Below are 14,653 nucleotides of genomic sequence, written 5' to 3'. Positions count from 1 at the left end.
GGCTCGTAAGAGCACAAGATCAACACATCCATTCGGTCTCTCCGACCTGGAAGAGACCCTAGCGTATCGCATGTTCCGATATATGGAAGTGCGATATAGCTTTGGAAGCCGCTCTTCCCATATACGCGGCCATGCCAAAGACCATCTATCGTCCGGAGTACGCAGTTCTAGTCGAATTGGTCCGGGAAATGCGTTTGGAGGCGGGCCTCACCCAGACCGACGTATCGAGTCAGCTGGGCGTCACCCAGTCCCACCTGAGTGACGTGGAGAGAGGAACCCGCAGGCTGGACCTGATCGAGCTAAGAGACCTGGCCGATGTCTGTGGGGTCACACTTGGGAATGTGGTGTCGGAGTTCGAAGCAAGGTTGAAGAAGAGGCGAGTTAGCACAAAGCGCTAGTGTCAATTCATGTGCACTAGGCGGGAGATCGCTCGCTTCTCAGCATGAGCTACCTCGGAGCGACTTCGCACAATCGAGCGGCCTCACTTCAGACTTGAATTCGCTTCCTTGCTATGAAGAGATGCCAATTTCCTCAGGTTGTTCAGAGCATGGCAATTCTTGAATTGCGCTGCTTATCTCTCGGACCTGCTGCCTTGAATGTGTGGCGGATCCTGCATGTCGCCTTAGTCGCGCTCAAGTGCGCTCCAGTGAACTGGGCGATGCTCAATACCCTGCTGAGCGACTTGCGGTCCGATATCCGCGCCTTCGTAGAGCGATCCAAACATCGGACCTCGAAACGCGTCGAGTATACGCATAGAGTTCGCCTGGCTAGAGCGGGCCTAAGGTGAATTCAACCACCTTGGAGCGGCGCCCCAGACGCCATGCCGTCAAGATATTATTGCGTACTTGTGAAAATAATACGCTGCCATAATATGTGATAGTTTACTGCTAAGCGGCTGGTGCAGGCGGCCGCCGTTTTTGGGGCAAGAATCGATGGCGTGGTGGGTCGCGTCGTGCAGACAGATGGTCCGTCTGAGAGCGCATCGTGGTCGGGCGAGGTTGTGGTTCACTCCCTGAATTGGGGTGGAATCCTTTCGGCTGTTGACTCATGGACAGGAGGGGGCGTGGCAGATATCAATCTGAAGGACGCAATTAACGCCGTATCGGATGTCGTGCAGAACCGACCGAGGCCATTGCGTAACGTCGATCAGATCTATATGAAAACGGGCGACATGGTGATGCAGAGTGAGCAGGTTGCCCGCTGGGCTGACGGCAAGAAGCTCGCATTCATCGGTGATGGCGACGCCATCAGTGTCTGTGTCGCACTGCTCAAGCACAGGAAGATCTTCGATTTCGGTCCGTCAGAGGTCATGGTCTTCGATTTTGACGAACGAATTGGAGGTGCTATCAAACGATTTGCCGAGCACGCCGGCGTGGAAACGCTCGACGCTCGCCTGTATAACTGCATCGATGCATTTCCAGAATGCTCGATTGGCCAGTTTGACTGCTTCTACACGAACCCGCCATGGGGCGCTAGCAACGCAGGAGAGAGCGTTAAGGCCTTCATGCAGCGTGGGTTCGAGGCGACGGGTTACAAGGGGGAGGGCATGATAGTAATCGCCGACGATCACGCACTGGCTTGGCCCCAGCATGTGCTGGCCGAATCGCAGCGTTTCGCGCTCTCCAACGGGCATTACGTCCAGAAGATGCAGTCGAAGATGCATCTCTACCATTTAGACGACAATCCTGACCTGCGATCCTGCAACCTGTTTGTTAAGGCACTTCCAGGCGCCTGCCCTGGGAGGGTGGCGTCTGCCGCGCTTGCCCCTGATCGCTTGCGAAATTTTTACGGCAACAATCAGCCGCTGGCGATCCGATACATCAGAGAGCGCAAGCGCGTTGACTACGGAAAGGCACACGATGACGAGTACGAAATCGAGAACCTGGAGAATATGCCATGAGCGCCATCATGACACCGGGACAGTCGGTGATCTTCATGAAGATTGGGATCCATGCGCGTGAGCCTCTCGAGACGATCATCGAGCGCAAGCTAAAGGAGATCGAAGATGAGGGCATGGCCTTCTGGGGCTATGGGGGTAATACCTGTCACCCATCGTCTATGGTGCAGCCTTTCGCTACCACGCAGGCGCAGAAGGGAAAGCCGGTCTATTTGGTGATGGAGAAGATGCAATCCAACCACTTCGCCGAACCCCTTCGATCCGAAGAATACTCGATCGATGGCAGGGTCTGGAAGCCGGTGCCTGCGGGTATCCATGTTCTTGGGTCGCGATATGCGTTGGCAATCAAGAACTTGCAGCAGACAGAACTAGTCCTGCCCCTGGCGCGAACTCATGTGGCGCAAGGTCCCAGTCTCGGGCGCGCAGGCAATGCCTACGTTTCCGGTCGTATAGACAAGGCATGCCTTGAGCTCGACAACAATGTAAATGTGCCACCTGCACCCGACGAGAAGGTCACGGCGATCGGTTTAGTCGCCGAGTTGTGCGAACCTTATGCGGTATTTTTGCGGAACCCGTGAGTGTTAGATCCTTGCCAGCAGGTCCGGGCAATTTGCCCGAACCGCCTCTATCGCGGAGCGCAGTCCCTCTCGCCAAGATGCTTCTTCTACCTCTGGGGATAGGCAGCTGAAGCAGATACGGAGCTGTGTATCGACCGTTGGCTCGGCGCAAATCGCAGCGCGCACCGTTGCGGTGTCTTGGTGCTCCAGCAAGGCCCATATCGCTTGCTCGAGACAGATGAGCTTGTGAGCTAGCCGGTCACGGCTGAGGGGCTCTGGTAGATGGGTCAACGCTAGCGCCGCGATGGCACGCTTGTCTCCAGTAAGGAGATGATGCAGTTCGCGCGTCACCAGCATCGCCGTTAGCTGCGCCTCACCGGCATCGAGTGGCAAGCCAGCCTGCTGCGCATTGAACTGTAATTCCGCTGCGATCCGCTGTTCCGTCTCGCTGGGCTCCAGGACTTCGAGCGTCGCTAATGCAGCATCTAAATCAATGAGTGCTTCTGCGGTTCGAACTATGTACTTTCGCGCAAGCGCTTTTGGCAGCATGAAGCGCGCAGCTCCAAGCACGCCGTGGGAATGCGGTCCCTCAGGCAAGGCCGCTAGCAGATCGGTCAGGATCCCGTAAGAGGAACCTTTTAAAACTACATCGTTGTCGAGCGCGGCGTCAGCCATAGTCGCGGCCCATTACGGCACGTAGATAGCTCTCCGATTCGTCTTCGAGCTCGGGCCACTGAATGTTTCGTTCCGCGATGTCATTAACGGCTTGCCAAACTGGGAACGGTTGCTCGTATATGTGGGAAAGTGATGCAATGGCCGTTGACCAGTTCTCGGTCTGGTGGCCGTACGCAAGCGCGACGATGCCCGCTTCTATGCGACGCTCCTGTTGGACTACCAGTGCCTGTTCTGCGAGGCGTCGCGCCGCGCGCCCCTCTCCTTCGATATGCAGAGTCAAGTCGGGATCGCCTGTAAGCAGTTCCATAGCGAACGCGTCGGCCTGCTGCTCCTCGTCATCACCCTCATCGTCCTCCGGATCACCAAGTCCACCTAGATCCACAATGGACTGCCCGGACGCGAGGTGGCCCAAGAAGATGTGGCCGAGCTCGTGCGCAAGGTGAAATGCGGAAGGTGCCGGGTACTGGCTGTCTTTGGCCAAGAAGATGACGAATCGACCGTTGAGGCAGACGCTCATGGCACTCATCTGCTTAGCGCTAAATGGGTAGGCACGTAAGTGAATTACTGGTATGCCGAAGCCCCAAGCAAGTTGCACGAGCTCGAGTAAGCCGACGATGGGACGACTCTTTAGTGTCCAGGCTCTCAATTGGGCTGCTCCTAGACCATTTGGAAACTCAACCCCGGCTTGTTGGTTGGCCCCAAGCAGGATTCGAGCTAGCGCCATGCCGAATGACGAGATCGCGGGGAGATGGGCATTCACGTCACCTCGGAAGCTCTTGAAGCGAGCAGTATCCTCCCAGATCCAGCGTGGCGTTTGATCATCAAGTAATGTGCGGGGATCCAGTCCCAACTTGCGGGCAATAGAGAAGCGAAGCTCGGTCCTCGCCGAATCGGACGCATCGGCCTGCTCGCTCCACCAGTCGGGCCATGCGGCGTCGACGATGGACGGTGCAAGGCCACCCTGCCTGATGAGGCGATTTCTGAAGTTGGCGGCGCTTTCCATTGCTCTCCCCCTCGGTTGCAGTACGCGAAGCCTGGCGGGGCCGCACTCTAAATTGAATTGCCAAGGCGAACACGTCTTTCCGGGATTGCTGGTCGGTCCTTGCAACGTCTCACGTCGCGTAACCCTGCGATTGCAATGAACCGCTTCAGATATCACATTTATCTGCGGCAGATCATGAACGGAAAGATCGAAAGACCAGAAGTGCCCTTGAAGCTATGAAGCGCTCCGTCGCTCTATCCAGCTGCATGTGCTGGGCCATTCAAAAGGACGCACCAAACGCCTTTGCTTTGATTCTCGCGCCCGTCTCTGCATATGACTGGCTTCAGTTTTATGACTGGCTCTAAAGACTGAGCTGTAGAGTCTAGGCCGTCTTGCGGGTTTTTTCAGCATGAAGCATACTGTGTTAGTGCTATCAGGGCAAAATCATGCTTGACGAAGCGGCCATCGAAGCCTCCACGGCTTCCTACTGCCAAGGTGGTGACGTGCTGCCGCCCGTGTTCTGCTGGACCAAGATGGGAACCGAAGCCGGCCAAGGTCTTGAAGCCATCCTACAAAGAAAAGAGTTTGAGCGCCTCTGCGGCGACGGCTTGTTTGCGTGGGGTATCGGCAACTCTGTCGGACCTGGTGTTCGCCATGCGCGAGAACTTGGCTTCGATAGCCTTGATGTGCTTTTTACCCGGATGAAGAGTGCCCCGAAGGCGATCGACGTATCTCCTAGTGCAGTGGTGCTCTGGACGGCCTATGAAGGTGAGACTGGTGACGTGCTGCCGCTGCCTGCGCACGTGTTAGTCACGAGCCGCGGAAATACGGGCGAGCGCGCGGGTCTAAAGCGGACGCATTATGCGCTGCTATGTCGGAGCCAGCACTCACTGCTTGTCGCGGGCGACGATCAAACGGTCGATTCGTCGGCCGTTTGTAATCTCGTGAGTCAGAATCCGACTGGTGCCTCGCAGGTCACGGCTGTAGTGCGCACTAAGGCTTCTCATGCGCCTAGCAATGGCTATCCTGTTCAGTTCCGGGCAAAGCTTGCCGGCCCGGGATTCGTTCGGCTCGCATGTCCCGCACCGCTTACGTCTGAGCTGATGAGTTTATATCAGCATGCGACGTCGTCGAAGTCTTCAGAAGAGTGGCGCGATCGTGTCCAAGAGCTCCGACGCGCTGTTGCGATCCAAACTTCTGTTCCGGTCACGCAGCGAAGTCTCTTTAGCTGACTGATGTAATTCGGTTACCGGCCTGATACTTCGTAGTGTCTGCCCGCGTAGACGGCCATATACGATAAGTTCCGTCGATTCCATCGACCTGGCACTATGCAGCGCCTTGTTTCGCTGGGTAAGGGAGCACGGTGGCGCTTAAAGAGGCAAGGAAGCAGGTGCGCATCCGTGCATATTACGGACTCTACGGATTCGATTATTGACCTTCTTTTAAGTGTTCTTCGCCGAAATGATCCTCTCGAACCGGCTGAGCGATGCATATTCTTCTTGCAACGCGCAGGCTCGACGGCGTGGATGTTCCACCCGGCGAGGTGAACGTTCGCGCTGTCGGACGCCTTTAAGTGGATCCGAGCGGTGAGGAGGTCGACATTCTTCCTGTGTTTTTCATGGACCCGGAGGGACCCGCACTGACGGTTGCAGACTTCCGAAGCCTTGCCAGGACCTCACCTGGTTTGGGCGGCTACAGGCATACCGGCGTCATCGGTTTCAAGCAGTTTGAAGATGGCAGTAACGCCCAGCGGACCTACGGCATCGTCGGCACGTACGTGCTTGCTGAGGACCGACAGATCTGGCTCCTTCTCGGGCCCGAGGATCAGTGGCCTGAACGATGGTTCGGCGAGCCTTCGCGATAGCCGTGGACTCGTTGATTGCGGGGCTCGCCTGACCCCGGTTTCAGAGATCGCCTTGCCCACCACTGGGGACGTTGTTGGTGTACCCGGGCAAGGCAGATCTCAACGCACAAGGAGCGCGGCGTGATGAAGCACCATCTCCAATGGACTGGCTGCTCGGCAGTTTTTCATTTTCTGTGTGTGGTCGCACTTCAAACCGGTGCCCTGTCCATTGCAACATTGGTCATAGGGCTGCCACTGGGATTCTTCGACGTCGAGCTGGTTCAGGCGGCCGGGCACGTCGGGCGCGTGATCATTGATCAAACGCTCAGTTGCGCGGCGATATTTACCGTATGCGCGCTCTTCGCGTTCTGGCGCCCGCACAGGTGTTTTCTGGCGATGACGCTGTCATTCATCGCGACAGAACTGATCTTTCAGCGCCTTTCGTGGCTCACGGGTGGTGTTGAGCAATCATCACTTCTAGTGATTCTGTCTCTTGTTCTATCAGCCGGCTGCGCTCTCTGCGGCGCCGCTCTGGGTAGGGCGTTGAAGAGGTACAAGGCTGACCAGGTCGCCAGCGGGACGCCTGGCGTCGTCTTTCAGCCGGAGCCAATGCGTGAGAGTTCGCCCGTAGGGTAATCGGCGATGAAAGGTTGCCCGTACGCGACGAAAGATCAGGAGCGCGCGACCCGTCGAGGCGCGCGCCCCCATCATCAAGCCTCGCTAACCCGCCCAGCCTCCCCCCGCCGCACCAACCGCTCCCGTACCTTGTCATACACCAGGTTGTACACATACGTGTAAGGCAGGAAGAACGCGATCAGTCCCATCTCCAACAGGAATGCATCCCAGTAGGAAATGGACAGCCACCACGCGGCCAGCAGCACCACCACCAACACCAGCCCGCCTTCAAAGCCCACCGCGTGCCCGATGCGCACCGGCACGGTGCGCTTGAACCCGAACTTCTTTTCCACGCGCTCGAACATCGCGTTGTAGAGCATGTTCCACAGCATGGCGCAGGTGGCCAGGGCGATGGTGAGCACGCCGGTATCGAACAGCGACTTGCCCAGCACGTACGACATCACCGGTGCGCACAGGCACAGGGCAATGCCTTCAAACAGCACGGCGTGGACAACACGGTCCCAGAGGGTCTTTTCAGCTTTCATGGTGCAGCACCTGATGGTCGCCGCCGGCAGGGCCGGGAGCGCGGGGAGCGGATCGAAGGAGGGGGAGGGGCGGCGATCAACGCTCGTAGCGCGCCCGGGGACCATGGTATAAGTTTCAAAAATGGTGAAAAACCCCCAATATCGTAGGCGGCCGTTTCATATATGAAACACTTTCCGTGGGACAACCTGATGGTGCTGCTGGCGGTGGTGCGCGGCGGCACCCTGCGCGAAGCAGCCAAGGCCGCGCGGATGAGCACGGCCACGCTGTCGCGCCGGCTGGATGCGCTGGAAGAGCGTCTGGGCGGCAAGGTGGTGGAGCGCACGTCCACCGGCTGCATTCCCACCGAGCTGGGGCAACGGGTGTTCGCGCTGGCCGAGCAGATGGAAGAGGCCGCCGACGAGATCGCCCGCGAGGCCGATACGCCCAAGGAGCTGGTGGGCACGGTGCGGATCAACGCCGACGAATGGGCCAGCTTCCTGCTGATCACCCTGCTGCCCGGGCTGAACCGCCTGCACCCCGGCCTGGGCGTGGAGGTGCTCACCTCGCGCGAGCCCTACAACCTGGCCCGCCGCGAGGCCGACGCGCTGCTGCGCTACGGCCCGCCCGACACCACCGACCTGCGCGGCGACCGCGTGGGGCGGGTGGAGTACGCGCTGTACGCCAACCAGGCCTACGCCGCGCGGCGGCAGGCGGCCATCGCCAACCAGGCGTGGCATGAACTGGAATTCGTGGGGCTGGACGAACCGCGCGTGGAGTTCGAGGTGGAACGCTGGCTGCGTACCCTGCCCGGCGCCAACCGCCCTTGGCTGCGCTGCAACTATTCGGTGGGCGTGCTGGACGGCGTGACCGCCGGCGGCGGGCTGGGCGTGATTGAACGCACGGTGGCCGAACACGTGGGCGGGCTGGTGCGCGTGCGCGATGCACCGGCGCTCACCCAGGACGTGTGGCTGTGGACGCACCGCTCGCTGTACGAAACGCCGCGCTTCCAGGCCGTGCGCGATTTCCTCAAGCAGGCGTGGCTCAACGCGGTGGCCGAACGCGAGCCGCCGTCGGCGTAGGGGTGCAGGCGGGGGCTACGCCGCGCTGATCAGGAAGAAGTGGAAGTCCGAGTCGTCGGGCGTCGCCGGCGTCTCGATGGTCAGGCCCATTTTCGGCAGGTTCCTGCGCCAGAACGCATGGGCCGCCGTGTCGTTGCGGAACGTGGCCAGCAACCAGCGGCCACTACCCGGCACCACCAGGCGCGCAACCACCTCGCGTGCGATGCCCTTGCCGCGGTGCGTGGGCAGCACGAACAGGTCGGCCAGCTCGGGAATGTGGTGGCCCTCGTGGTCTACCTCGTCCACCAGCACGAACCCGCACAGCACGCCGTCCAGCCACAGCAGCTGCGCCCAGGTGGGCGTCTCGCGCAGGTTGGCTTCCACATCGGCGCGGGCGCAGTCGTAGGTGCCGTCGGGGGCGATCTGCTCGCCGCTCCATGCCGACGCTTCGAAGTAATACAGCTGCAGCAGGCGGTGCAGCACGTCGGTGTCGGCAACCGAGGCGGCGCTGAGCGTGAGTCCTCGCATGGGGCATTCCTTTCCGGGCGGGGCGAGGGTGGCGGCCATCATAGGCGGCAGCCTCGCTGCTGCACAGGTCACCCATTCACGCAGCTGAGCAGGCACGGCGGGCGGAGTGGTATGTGGCCATTCCGCACCGCCATATGCACGGCCATTCCCCCGCAAACCCAGCCATTGCAGGCACTGCACGGCATGGGCGTGCGGGAGTGCGGCTGGCTTGACGATTTTCTGAGGTTTCTCCCACGCGTCCTTAACCCGGCGCTGCACAGCATTGCCGCACCCCGGCATTCCGCCGGTGGGCTCCGGAGACCTTCCATGACCCAGCAGCGCAAGCAGGATTCCCAGAATCAACGCGACCAGCAGCAACAGCAGCAGGAAGAGCAGCAGCGCAACCAGAACCAGCAGCAGGGGTGGCAGGACGAGGAAGAGTGACGGCCACCGGCAAGGCCGCCCCCGGAAGCCCCGCGTGATGCGGGGCTTCTTCGTTTGCGCCGGCCTGCGGCGCATCGCGTAGCATGCGGGCATCAAGCAACCGGACGCTGTGATGCACGCCAGGACGACGCAACTGTGGCAGTGGGTGATGATGCTGTGCCTGCTGCCGGTACTGGCGCTGGCCGCGCCCACCCCCACCCCCATCCCCGACCTGCACGACCCGGTGGTGGACACCGTGCAGGTGCTGTCGGCCGATGAAGCCCAGCAACTGCGCACCCAGGCGCTGGAGCTGCAGGCACGGCGCGGTGCGCAGCTGCAGGTGCTGGTGGTCGACAGCGCCGGTGAGGAGGGCATCGAAGCCTATTCGCAGCGTGTGTTCGACCAATGGCAGATCGGCCGCAAGGGCGTGGACGATGGCGTGTTGCTGCTGCTGGCAATGGGCGACCGCCGCGTGCGCATCCAGACCGGTTACGGGCTGGAAGGGGCCATCCCCGATGCGTATGCGCAGCGCATCATCGACCAGGCCATCATTCCGCGCCTGCGCGAGGGCAAACCCGGGCAAGGGATCATCGAGGGCAGCGCGCTGCTGGTGGGCCTGATCGACGGCGAGGCGCTGCCGCTGCCTGCCGAGACCGACAACGTGGTGCGGCTGCCGCAGGACTGGCGCCGTGGCGACAGCATCGTGGCGTTGGCACTGCTGGCCGGGGCACTGGTGGGTGCGTGGGCCCGCCGCGCGGGGCAGCGAGGCGTGCCCAGCCGCTGGTGGCGGGTTCCGTCGCTCATGCTTGCAGTGGTGTGCGTGGGCGCGCTGGCCTGCGCGCTGATCACCCCCGGCGCTACCGCCGCCCTGGCAATCGCCATGGGCATGCTGGTGCCGGTGGCCATGGTGCTGGGCTGGCTGTGGGTAGACAGCCGCCGGGCGCGCTGGGTGCTGTCGTTCCTGCTGGTGGCCGCGGTGGCGGCCAGCGTGGCCAGTGTGGCGATGGGCAGGCCGGTTCCCAGCCTGGCGCTGCACTTGCTGCTGGTGTTCGTGCTGTCCATTGCGGTGGGCCTGGCTACCTTGTGGGTGGCTGCGCTACGCACCAGCTGGCGCACCGGCAAGCTGGGGTTCTTCGTGCGGCTGGTGTTCCTGTGCGGGGTGTCGGCGGTGTACGCGTGGCTGGTCCACCGCACCTATGCGAAGTTCGGCGATGACGCGGGCTTGGTGATGGTGATCGCCGGGGGCTTCTTCCTCTACATCACCTGGACCATGGTGATGGGCTTCCACCAGCGCCCGCAGCCGGGCCGCCGGGGCAAGGGCGGGCGGCGCACACGGCGCAGCGATCGCGACTCGAGCAGCAGTTCGTCCAGCAGTTCGTCCAGCTCGTCCAGCAGCTGGTCCGGCGGTGGCGGGCGCAGTGGCGGCGGGGGCGCTTCGGGCAGCTGGTAGCGCCGAAGTTACGCGGACTGCACGCGCCAGCCCAGTGCCGCGTCTTCCAGCACCGCATCGGCGTGCACGCCGCTCAGCCGCACCTGCAGGCCCTGCGCATTGGGCAGCCAAAGTTGCTCGGGGAACCAGCGGCGGGTGGCGTCCACCACGATCAGCAGACCTTCGTCATCGCCCATCGGCGCGAAGTACGGCGTGGGCGTGGACAGCGGCACCAGGCCGAATGTGGTTTCAATCTGGGCCTGCAGCGCGGCGACGGCGTTGGTTGGCACGCCCACTTCGCTGATGCAGGTCATTTCGCTGCCGTGGAACGCGCCGGTGCGTTCCGACGCGGGCAGGCGACGGCGGGCGATGAGTTCGAGGATGAGCTCATCGGGCCCGGTGAAGTAGATGGATTCGGAATCCCACCGGCCTTCGAAGGTGAAATGCTCCTGGCCTTCGGCGTTGCGTTGGCGCGTGGCGCGCGCGTCCAGCCAGGCGGTGGCGGAGGCGAAGCGGTTGTGCGGCACGTTGAAGGCGAGGTGGACGCCGCCGACAGGGACATTGCCTGCGGGGATGAGGTGGAGCTGGCTCCAGCCGAGCGTGACCGTTGCGTCATGCACGGGAAGCTGCAGCACGTCGGCGAAATAGGCGGCCGTGGCGGCAACGTCGGCAGTGGGGAGCGTGAGCTGTTCAATGCGCATGCCTGCCATGGTGCGACGGTGCGGGGCATGCGTCTAGTGGTTACGTGGATGCGGGAATTTGCAGCTGTGCGGCCATGTGTCTGATCACCCCATGGGAGATGGTGCGCAGCATGCGCATCTCACCTTTCAGGGTGACCCCGGCTACCAACCGCTCCCGCACCACCCACTGTTCAAGAGGGTGGCTCGGGGGCGCCATAGTCACTATCGGCCGATGCTGCGCGTACGGGTAGGCGCATGCTGCGCTACGGAGATGGCACTACGCCCACCCTGCGCCTTACCCCGCCTTCGGCAGCGGTGCATCCACCGCCACCAACCCACGCGTGCGCAGCGCCTGCCAGAACGCAGCCGGAATCTCCGCATCCACCAACGCCAGATTCTCCGCGATGCGGCTCGGCTGGCTGGCGCCGGGAATCACCGCCGCCACGGCCGGATGCGCCAGCGAGAACTGCAGGGCGGCCGCGCGGATGTCCACGTTGAACTCGGCGCACACCGCGCGCAGGGCGTCCACGCGGGCCAGGATCTCGGGCGTGGCCTGCTGGTATTCGTAGTGCGTGCCGCCGGCCAGGATGCCGGAGTTGTACGGGCCGCCCACCACGATGCCCAGGCCACGTGCGGTGCTGGCCGGCATCAGGGTGCGCAGCGCGTCGGCGTGGTCCAGCAGGGTGTACCGGCCGGCGATCAGGAAGCCGTCCGGGTCGGCCTGCTGCAACGCCATTTCGCACGGTTCAACGCGGTTGACGCCCAGCCCCCAGGCACTGATGACGCCTTCCTCGCGCAGCCGGGTCAGGGCCTTGGCGGCACCGTTCATGGCGATGTCGAACACGTCGCGCCAGCCTTCGCCGTGAAAGTCGCGGGCCGGGTCGTGAATCCACACGATGTCCAGGCGGTCGGTCTTCAGGCGCGCCAGGCTCGCCTCGATGGCGCGCAGCGTGCCGTCGGCGGTGTAGTCGTAGACGATCTTGTTGGGCAGGCCGTGCTCGAACAGGCCGCCCTTCTCGCCTAGGTCGCGCTGCGTGGTGTCTTCGCGCTCATCCAGGATCAAGCGCCCCACCTTCGTGCTGAGCACGTAGTCGTCGCGCCGGTGCTGCTGCAGCGCCGTGCCCAGCCGGATTTCGGCCAGGCCCGCGCCGTACATGGGGGCGGCGTCGAAGTAACGGATGCCCTGCTGCCAGGCGGCCTCTACGGTGTCGAGGGCTTCCTGCTCGGGGATGTTGCGGTACATGTTGCCTAGCGGGGCGGTGCCAAAGCCCAGTCGGCCGGGAACGGAAATGCGCATGGGTATCTCGATGAAAAGGGGGAGGGGGGAAAGCGGTCGTGCTCAGGCGTCTGCGGTTGCCCGGGTTGCGGCGCCGGGCGCGTTGTCGGTGGCCGTGCAGGTGTGGAACAGCGGCAGGACGTACTCGGCGATTTCGTGGAAGGTGTCATCCAGCGGGCGCTGGTTGCGGCGCACGTGCAGGCCGATGTGGTCCACACCGGCCGCGCGCATGGCCTGCAGTTCCTGGATCAGCGCGGTGCGGCCGCCACTGAAGCCGAAGCGCCAGCGCTTCATGGGCGCGTCGGGGCGCTCGTCCAGCTCCAGGTGGATGAAGCTGGCATAGGGTTTGGCGCCGGCCACCGCCCGCCACGCGGCCACGCGATGTGCGTGCTCTGCCGGCGTGCCCGGGAAGGCCAGGCTGCCATCCATGTGCTGGCCGATCCATGCCGGGGTTTGCTGCGACAGCCCGGCCACCAGCAGCGGCAGCGGCGCGGACGGGCGGGGCAGCAGGTCCAGCGGTTCGGGCAGGTGCGCGCGCGCGTGATCGCGCAGCAGGTCAACCTGGTTGCGGAAGTTGGCACCCCGACCGGGGAAGTCGCGGCCGAACAGGGGGTACTCCACCGGGCGGTCGCCGCTGGCCACGCCCATCAGCAACCGGTTGCCGCTGAGCTGCTGCACCGTGGCGGCAGCCTTTAGCGTCAGCAGCGGCTCGCGGATGGGCAGCACCACGGCGGCGGTGCCCAGCAGGATGTCGTGGGTCATGCCGGCCAGGTAGCCAAGGTAGGTGAACACCTCGAACACCTGCGCGGCATCGCCGAAGGACGGGTCGTAGACCGGCACGTCGCGCACCCACAACGCCCGGAAGCCGAGCTGGTCCACCAGCCTGGCCAGGGCCGCATGGCGCTGCATGTCCGGTTCGCCGGGCAGCCGGCCACTGTTCCGGCGGGCGAGTTCGCCGGTGGGCGTCCAGTCGTTGTCCAGCGGCGCTTCCACACCGATGCTGAAACCGCCGGCGGTGAGGCGGGAGAGGGCGTTGGCGTTGGATGCGTGCGAGGCGGGGGACATGGGGAGATCCAGTGGGAGGCCGGTGGTACGGGTGGCCGACAGTCTGGTGGCTGGATCTTTGCGGAGTAAGCGGGGAATGCGGGAATTTCTTTTGCGCTGGAATCAACAGTTACGGTTTCTCCCAGGCCAGGGCAGGCCCCGCCATTGCGCCCCACCTGAAATTTGATGGTGAATTCAAAATTAAATTGAAATTCAATCTCGGAGATGCAATTTAATCTTGCATGGCCAAGCGAACTCCCCCTCTGATGCCGCGTGCCCAACGCCAGCTGCGTGCGCTGGGTGAACGCCTGCGCACGGCAAGAATGCGTCGCGAACCATAACGGTGACCTTCTGACGGTCGGCTATCTTGGTAGCGGTCACTGGACAGAAATTCATGAGTGCTATCCGGATGAGATACAGGGCTACATCGGTGAAGGAGTCGAGCTCAAGTACCTTGAAAAAAAACCTCCCTGCCCAAGGGAAACGTCATCTTCTTCGGTGCTTGCGCAGGGCAGCCAGACTGTGGCTGCACGCAGACCGGTCCGGGACCGATTGAGACAATGGGCTATCTCCGCGAAAAACTGAGTTCACCCTTTGCCAGGAAGTGGGGCGCCCTGATTGGCTTCGCCACGGTGCTCCTGTTCCTGTCCAATCCGGAGCTGCTGTCGGTGGTGCTGCTGGTAAATGTGATTGGCGTTGATGTATTCATCCTGCTCGTTGGCATGCAGCTGCGGCAGAACTGGTCGGTCATCTCCATGTTCATCATTGCGCCGTGCTGGGTCAGGATCAAAAAGCTGTTCAAGGCGTAGTGAAGCCGCCCGTCGCGCGGCCTGGGCCTTCCGCTGTTGGCAGGTCACAGGCTGCGGCTTGATTGGCACCTCCACCTCGGTGCCCTGATCCAAGACGATGGGCGGAAACTCAGGATTGGCCGATTGCAGCTCCAGGTGGTGCTCGAAGGCCTTGAGAACCTTGCATGTCGGCGGGTTGCCATCCCAGACCGCGATCACCAGATCACCGGCCAGTGGGGTGACTGACCGGTCGACGACAAGGATGTCGCTGCCGCAGATGCCGGCTCCAATTATCGACCAGCCGTCAGCACGATAGAGGAACGTGGCAGACGGGTTGCGGACAAGCAACCGGTG

15 protein-coding genes are annotated in these 14,653 nt (G+C 62.5%); 7 read left to right on the top strand and 8 right to left on the bottom strand.

Annotation, left to right across the window (positions count from 1 at the left end; translation table 11 throughout):
- Positions 1–131: 131 nt before the first annotated feature.
- From ACZ0AE_RS19000 to ACZ0AE_RS18990, 3 genes are all read left to right on the top strand, one after another.
- Complete coding sequence (locus tag ACZ0AE_RS19000) at positions 132–398, top strand: helix-turn-helix domain-containing protein (protein WP_313424917.1); 267 nt, start codon at positions 132–134, stop codon at positions 396–398.
- Between the two features lie 665 nt (positions 399–1,063).
- The gene (locus tag ACZ0AE_RS18995; protein ID WP_463601888.1) at positions 1,064–1,900 is read left to right on the top strand and encodes a bis-aminopropyl spermidine synthase family protein; all 837 of its coding nucleotides are present in this window, start codon (positions 1,064–1,066) and stop codon (positions 1,898–1,900) included.
- On the top strand, positions 1,897–2,475 hold the full coding sequence (locus ACZ0AE_RS18990) for a hypothetical protein (RefSeq protein WP_313424911.1): 579 nt from the start codon (positions 1,897–1,899) through the stop codon (positions 2,473–2,475). The genes ACZ0AE_RS18995 and ACZ0AE_RS18990 overlap by 4 nt, the downstream gene beginning before the upstream one ends.
- 3 nt (positions 2,476–2,478) lie before the next feature.
- Here ACZ0AE_RS18990 and ACZ0AE_RS18985 read toward each other — a convergent pair whose 3' ends face one another.
- Positions 2,479–3,129, bottom strand: coding sequence for a hypothetical protein (locus ACZ0AE_RS18985; protein ID WP_463601887.1), 651 nt, complete (start codon positions 3,127–3,129; stop codon positions 2,479–2,481).
- Positions 3,122–4,132 carry an ImmA/IrrE family metallo-endopeptidase gene (locus tag ACZ0AE_RS18980; protein ID WP_463601886.1) on the bottom strand — a complete coding sequence of 337 codons (1,011 nt, stop codon included), beginning with the start codon at positions 4,130–4,132 and terminating at the stop codon, positions 3,122–3,124. The genes ACZ0AE_RS18985 and ACZ0AE_RS18980 overlap by 8 nt, the downstream gene beginning before the upstream one ends.
- A gap of 425 nt (positions 4,133–4,557) precedes the next feature.
- Here ACZ0AE_RS18980 and ACZ0AE_RS18975 point away from each other — a divergent pair, with 425 nt between their 5' ends.
- Together ACZ0AE_RS18975 and ACZ0AE_RS18970 are read left to right on the top strand one after the other, a co-directional pair.
- Complete coding sequence (locus ACZ0AE_RS18975) at positions 4,558–5,343, top strand: hypothetical protein (RefSeq protein ID WP_313424905.1); 786 nt, start codon at positions 4,558–4,560, stop codon at positions 5,341–5,343.
- Positions 5,344–6,098: 755 nt separating this feature from the next.
- A complete protein-coding gene (locus ACZ0AE_RS18970) occupies positions 6,099–6,590 on the top strand; it encodes a hypothetical protein (RefSeq protein ID WP_463601885.1) in 492 nt (163 codons plus the stop codon).
- A 74-nt stretch (positions 6,591–6,664) separates the two neighbouring features.
- Here ACZ0AE_RS18970 and ACZ0AE_RS18965 read toward each other — a convergent pair whose 3' ends face one another.
- Entirely contained in the window at positions 6,665–7,114 is a 450-nt protein-coding gene (locus tag ACZ0AE_RS18965; RefSeq protein WP_463601884.1) for a multidrug/biocide efflux PACE transporter, read from the bottom strand.
- A 162-nt stretch (positions 7,115–7,276) separates the two neighbouring features.
- On the opposite strand from ACZ0AE_RS18965, the gene ACZ0AE_RS18960 reads away from it, so the two are divergent.
- Complete coding sequence (locus ACZ0AE_RS18960) at positions 7,277–8,173, top strand: LysR family transcriptional regulator (RefSeq protein ID WP_463601883.1); 897 nt, start codon at positions 7,277–7,279, stop codon at positions 8,171–8,173.
- 15 nt (positions 8,174–8,188) lie between these two features.
- Here the strand turns inward: ACZ0AE_RS18960 and ACZ0AE_RS18955 are convergent, their stop codons facing one another.
- Positions 8,189–8,680 carry a GNAT family N-acetyltransferase gene (locus tag ACZ0AE_RS18955; protein WP_463601882.1) on the bottom strand — a complete coding sequence of 164 codons (492 nt, stop codon included), beginning with the start codon at positions 8,678–8,680 and terminating at the stop codon, positions 8,189–8,191.
- Between the two features lie 535 nt (positions 8,681–9,215).
- Between ACZ0AE_RS18955 and ACZ0AE_RS18950 the strand changes: the two genes are divergently transcribed.
- Positions 9,216–10,532, top strand: coding sequence for a TPM domain-containing protein (locus ACZ0AE_RS18950; protein ID WP_463601881.1), 1,317 nt, complete (start codon positions 9,216–9,218; stop codon positions 10,530–10,532).
- An 8-nt stretch (positions 10,533–10,540) separates the two neighbouring features.
- Here the strand turns inward: ACZ0AE_RS18950 and ACZ0AE_RS18945 are convergent, their stop codons facing one another.
- From ACZ0AE_RS18945 to ACZ0AE_RS18930, 4 genes are all read right to left on the bottom strand, one after another.
- Positions 10,541–11,212, bottom strand: a complete 672-nt coding sequence (locus tag ACZ0AE_RS18945) for a VOC family protein (protein ID WP_463601880.1) — start codon at positions 11,210–11,212, stop codon at positions 10,541–10,543.
- Between the two features lie 274 nt (positions 11,213–11,486).
- Positions 11,487–12,488, bottom strand: coding sequence for an aldo/keto reductase (locus ACZ0AE_RS18940; protein WP_463601879.1), 1,002 nt, complete (start codon positions 12,486–12,488; stop codon positions 11,487–11,489).
- A gap of 42 nt (positions 12,489–12,530) precedes the next feature.
- Complete coding sequence (locus ACZ0AE_RS18935) at positions 12,531–13,532, bottom strand: TIGR03571 family LLM class oxidoreductase (RefSeq protein ID WP_463601878.1); 1,002 nt, start codon at positions 13,530–13,532, stop codon at positions 12,531–12,533.
- 566 nt (positions 13,533–14,098) lie between these two features.
- Positions 14,099–14,647: a LexA family protein gene (locus ACZ0AE_RS18930; protein WP_463601877.1), complete on the bottom strand. Its 549-nt coding sequence runs from the start codon at positions 14,645–14,647 to the stop codon at positions 14,099–14,101.
- Between the last annotated feature and the right edge of the window lie 6 nt (positions 14,648–14,653).

This window comes from Stenotrophomonas sp. AC248 (assembly GCF_979258185.1).
The sequence above is the reverse complement of the archived record's forward strand: the minus strand, read 5'-3'. Positions and strand labels throughout refer to the sequence as shown.

Bases quoted from the DNA above. Each gene is read 5' to 3' on its own strand.
- ACZ0AE_RS19000 (WP_313424917.1), top strand. From the start codon at position 132: ATGCCAAAGACCATCTATCGTCCGGAGTACGCAGTTCTAGTCGAATTG.
- ACZ0AE_RS18985 (WP_463601887.1), bottom strand. From the start codon at position 3,129: ATGGCTGACGCCGCGCTCGACAACGATGTAGTTTTAAAAGGTTCCTCT.
- ACZ0AE_RS18945 (WP_463601880.1), bottom strand. From the start codon at position 11,212: ATGCGCATTGAACAGCTCACGCTCCCCACTGCCGACGTTGCCGCCACG.
- ACZ0AE_RS18940 (WP_463601879.1), bottom strand. From the start codon at position 12,488: ATGCGCATTTCCGTTCCCGGCCGACTGGGCTTTGGCACCGCCCCGCTA.
- ACZ0AE_RS18965 (WP_463601884.1), bottom strand. From the start codon at position 7,114: ATGAAAGCTGAAAAGACCCTCTGGGACCGTGTTGTCCACGCCGTGCTG.
- ACZ0AE_RS18975 (WP_313424905.1), top strand. From the start codon at position 4,558: ATGCTTGACGAAGCGGCCATCGAAGCCTCCACGGCTTCCTACTGCCAA.
- ACZ0AE_RS18960 (WP_463601883.1), top strand. From the start codon at position 7,277: ATGAAACACTTTCCGTGGGACAACCTGATGGTGCTGCTGGCGGTGGTG.
- ACZ0AE_RS18935 (WP_463601878.1), bottom strand. From the start codon at position 13,532: ATGTCCCCCGCCTCGCACGCATCCAACGCCAACGCCCTCTCCCGCCTC.
- ACZ0AE_RS18970 (WP_463601885.1), top strand. From the start codon at position 6,099: ATGAAGCACCATCTCCAATGGACTGGCTGCTCGGCAGTTTTTCATTTT.
- ACZ0AE_RS18990 (WP_313424911.1), top strand. From the start codon at position 1,897: ATGAGCGCCATCATGACACCGGGACAGTCGGTGATCTTCATGAAGATT.
- ACZ0AE_RS18980 (WP_463601886.1), bottom strand. From the start codon at position 4,132: ATGGAAAGCGCCGCCAACTTCAGAAATCGCCTCATCAGGCAGGGTGGC.
- ACZ0AE_RS18955 (WP_463601882.1), bottom strand. From the start codon at position 8,680: ATGCGAGGACTCACGCTCAGCGCCGCCTCGGTTGCCGACACCGACGTG.
- ACZ0AE_RS18950 (WP_463601881.1), top strand. From the start codon at position 9,216: ATGCACGCCAGGACGACGCAACTGTGGCAGTGGGTGATGATGCTGTGC.